This is a genomic window from Motilibacter peucedani, from assembly GCF_003634695.1.
Lineage (GTDB): Bacteria > Actinomycetota > Actinomycetes > Motilibacterales > Motilibacteraceae > Motilibacter > Motilibacter peucedani.
In genome coordinates, this window is record NZ_RBWV01000006.1 from 1 (window position 1) to 3,649 (window position 3,649).

At 71.1% G+C, this 3,649-nt stretch carries 4 protein-coding genes; all 4 read right to left on the minus strand.

Annotated elements, in window-relative coordinates:
- Positions 1 to 53: 53 nt before the first annotated feature.
- Positions 54 to 431 carry a hypothetical protein gene (locus tag CLV35_RS01465; RefSeq protein WP_121191664.1) on the minus strand — a complete coding sequence of 126 codons (378 nt, stop codon included), beginning with the start codon at positions 429 to 431 and terminating at the stop codon, positions 54 to 56.
- On the minus strand, positions 428 to 1,732 hold the full coding sequence (locus tag CLV35_RS01470; RefSeq protein WP_183061589.1) for a recombinase XerD: 1,305 nt from the start codon (positions 1,730 to 1,732) through the stop codon (positions 428 to 430). Before CLV35_RS01470 ends, CLV35_RS01465 begins: the two co-directional genes overlap by 4 nt.
- Positions 1,733 to 1,944: 212 nt before the next feature.
- Positions 1,945 to 2,289: a helix-turn-helix domain-containing protein gene (locus CLV35_RS01475; protein ID WP_121191665.1), complete on the minus strand. Its 345-nt coding sequence runs from the start codon at positions 2,287 to 2,289 to the stop codon at positions 1,945 to 1,947.
- A complete protein-coding gene (locus CLV35_RS01480; RefSeq protein WP_121191666.1) occupies positions 2,286 to 3,392 on the minus strand; it encodes a tyrosine-type recombinase/integrase in 1,107 nt (368 codons plus the stop codon). Before CLV35_RS01480 ends, CLV35_RS01475 begins: the two co-directional genes overlap by 4 nt.
- Positions 3,393 to 3,649 lie beyond the last annotated feature (257 nt).

The window sequence follows — 3,649 nt, forward strand, 5'->3', positions numbered from 1 at the left end:
CGACTGGTAGTGACGGGTATCGCTGCCGGCCGTATCAGGGTGTAGGGGACGCGTCAGCAGTCCTCATGCACGACGAGAAGGTGGCGTCGGTCGGGAGACTTGAACTCCGCCGCATAGAACTGCCGATGCGGAGACTCCGTGGTCTTGCGTGTGATGGCTTGTATGAAGGCGTCCAGATGCTCCGGGGCGACCGCGGTGACGTCACCGAGGTAGTCGTGCAGGACGGTCACGTCGGCCGTGCGCAGAGCGTGGAGGAGGCCGCGGCCCTCGATGATGCCTCCGCGGCGTCGCCACGTGGTCCCGTCGGCGTCCACGAACTCTCGTTCCGTGGCCAGGTTGCGGTAGGTCGTCATTGGAGGGCGGGTCGGCTGCTGGCCAACCTCACGGACGATGTCCCTGAAGGTGGGCTGGCTGCTGCGGTCGCGACTCATCTGCTTAGTGTGACGGCGGAGCGAGGCCGGCCAGCGACTGTGCTCGCGTAGGCGCCCATGTTCGTGCCCGCGAGGCTTGCGTGGTGGGCGGTCACCTGATTGCTGTAGCCGAGCATGGCGGCGACGACGGGAGCAGGTGCCTGTGTGACGAAGTCCCGGAGGGCCGCGTTCCTGGCGCCGAGCAGGTTGATGCCGAGGTCTCGGACACGTTCCATGATGCCGTTGGCGCTGAGGTGCCGGCCGGGCGTGGTGCTGGGGAACAGCCATGGCGTCTCGGGGCCGTGCCGGAGGTTGGGCCGGGCCGCGAGGTGCTGACGAAGGAGGTCGGCGAACGGCTCGGGGACGGGGGCGAGGTCGCTGCCGAGGCGGAGCCTCAGTTCGGAGTCGCGGTCGACCACGTCGGCGACCCGCAGGGCCGCGATCTTCGTGAGCGGCTGGGCGTAGAGGAGGAGCAGCAGGCCTGCAAGCCGGTAGTCGGTCGTCTCGACCTCGTCAGTGAGCAGGATGCGGATCCAGGCCACTCGCTGCTCCTGTCCGAGGCTGCGGGTGGAGCGAGCGGCCCGGTGCGGGATCGTCAAGTTGGTGAGCCCGCGCCCGGCGGCCCAGACGACGAACGTGCGGGCGGTGTAGCGGGTGGTGGTGCCGTCGGCGAGCCAGCGATCCAGGTTGGTCTGCGGGCAGGTGGCGAGGGTCTGGCCGCTGGCTTCGAGCCAGGCGAGCAGGTTCCCGGCCTGGGTGATCTCTTGCTTTGCCGTGTGGACGCCGCCATGGACGTCCCGGCCGGCGTCCGCGGCCGGCCGGATCCGCCGGAGGTGGTGCCAGGTGGCGAACTGCTGCAGCAGCTGCCGGTGCCGCGCGTCGTCGACGCTGTCGAGCCGTCGCTGCAGCCAGCGTTCGAAGGCGGCGAGGTCCGGGTCGCGTCGCCCGAGGAGCTGGTGGTGCTCGAGGACGCCGCGCAGATGCTGGACGTGCCGGCCGTCGCCGAGCCCGTCGAGCAGCTCGGAGGTGAGCGGCTCCGTCAACGCCCCGATCCGGGCAAGCAGGTCGCGGACCGCGGGGTTGCGAAGCCAGATGATCGTGCTTTGCGGGCGGGCCGCGGCGGCCAAGGCGTCGGCGAGCCGAGCGCCGGTGGGACTGGTCGGGGGGAGCAGGGCGGCGAGGTCGTCCCGCAGGGCGCAGCGGGCGCAGGCTCCTTTGCGGTAGAGCTCCTCCTCGGTCCCGCAACGCGTGCAGCGTAGGGGAGTGGTGATGCCGGCGCATTCCACGCAGAGCCGCCGCCCCTCGGCGTCGAGACCGGGCACCAGGCGCTCTGCGTGGCAGGCGGTGCAGGTGCCACGGGTGCGCGCCGCGGTGCTGAAGCAGGCGTAGCAGACGGGTCCGTCGGGCCACCGGGCCGCGATCTTCGGGGCCAGCCGCTGGCAGCGGGCGCAGAGCTTGGTCCCGGTCGCGCGCGGGCGTCCCCGGGGCCGGCGGGCGGCAGGTGGCGGTGTGGCGTCGGCCCGCTCGTGGCCTGTCACGGCCCGTCGGGGGAGACACGAGCCCGCCGGGGGCGGACGGTCGCGGCCAGGTCGACCACGGGTCCATCGCCGGCGGCCCGACGGCTGCGTCCGGCGGGACTGTCGGTGGCGCTGGTCGTGACGAGCTCATCCAGCGGGCAGCCGAAGATGTCACAGAGCGCGGCCAGCAGCGTCAGCGAGACCCGTTCAGGCGTCTGAGCGACAAGACGGTAGACCTGCGAGGCGGACAGCTCGACCCCGCGCTCGGCGAGCAACGGCGCGAGGTCGGTCGTGTTCCTCAACCCGTGCCGGGCCATCAGCTCGGCGAGGTGCCACTGGTAGCCGACCTGACGCCGGGTCATCGCACGCCTGCCGGTGGCGTGGCGAGCGCGGTGCTGACCGCCGCCTCCAGGGCGGCGGCCAAGGTGCGAGTGCGGTAGTCGCTGGACACGCAGGTGTAGAGCGCCGTCGTGGATGCGTGCTCGTGCCCGACCTGCAGCTGCACGAACAGCGGGTCCACGCCGTCCTCGATGAGGTGCGTGACGTAGGAACGGCGCAGCGAGTGGAAGTCCAGGCCCGGGGACAGGCCCAGGTCCTGGCGGTAGCGGGCGAACCGATCATTGATCGACCCGAGTCCGAGCAGCCCGCCGCGCTCCGAGGGGAACAGGTCGGTGCCGCCGCCCAACGCTGGCAGCCCCAGCTCGAGCCACTGCTCGAGCACCTCGACCGACCAGTCGAACACCGTCAGCACGCTGCGCCGCTTCGGCGCCGAGCCCGCCATCGCCTTCCCGTGCCGGACATGCACACAGCCGAACCTGCCGAACCGCGCCGCCTTCGGGTTCCGCGAGAAGTCCACCACCTGCAGGTGCCGGACCTCGTTGCGCCGCAGCCCGAACGCGTAGGCCACCTTGAACAGCGTGGCGTCCCGGAACGCCGGCAGCCAGCCCTTGCGCCGCAACGCCGCGATCCGCTCGGTCTCGGCGTCCGCGCGGTCGAAGAACCGCTGCAGCTCGTCACGAGTGAACGCCCTCTTGGCCGGCGACGCCTCCGCCTCCTGCACGTGCGTCGCCGTGTTCCAGGCATGGCACACCTGCACCGGGTGGGTGCCGAACTGCCGCAGACAAGCCTCCGACCAGCCGTAACCCGGGTCGGTCACGTACTCGCAGAACAGCCGCAGCGCCGTCTGGTGCGAACGCAGCGTCGAGGGCTTGGCGTGGTGCTCGGCCCGCAGGTCCCCGAAGAACTCGTCGACGTGCGCCGCCGTCCACTGCCACGGCGGCTCGTTCGCATGCCTCAGGAACCGCCGGACGAGCCGCTCCCGGGCCTCGATCGTCCCGAACGCCAGCGACCGAGACAGCTGCTGGTTCCGCCAGCCCGTCAACATCTCCTCAACGGCCTGCTCCTCAGGGTGCAGTGCGCGCAGCGCCGGCACCTGCACGACCCGCCCCAACTCGTCGACAGCCACGAAGACCTCACTTGCAGCAGATGCACGATTCGGTCATCTGATGCAAGCACCTCGACGTGCTGCAGGTCAACACCCCGACGGCCCCTCCGCGTATCGCCAGTCGACGACTCTTCTCCGCGGCCCCGACGCGCGCCCACAGCTGGGCCGGCGACGAGCATGCGTGCAGGTCGCGGCCACCGACACCACCTCTACTCTGGCGACCGCAGGGGGAGCGACGCGATCATGCATCAGATGCAATAGCGGACGTTCTGGTTGAC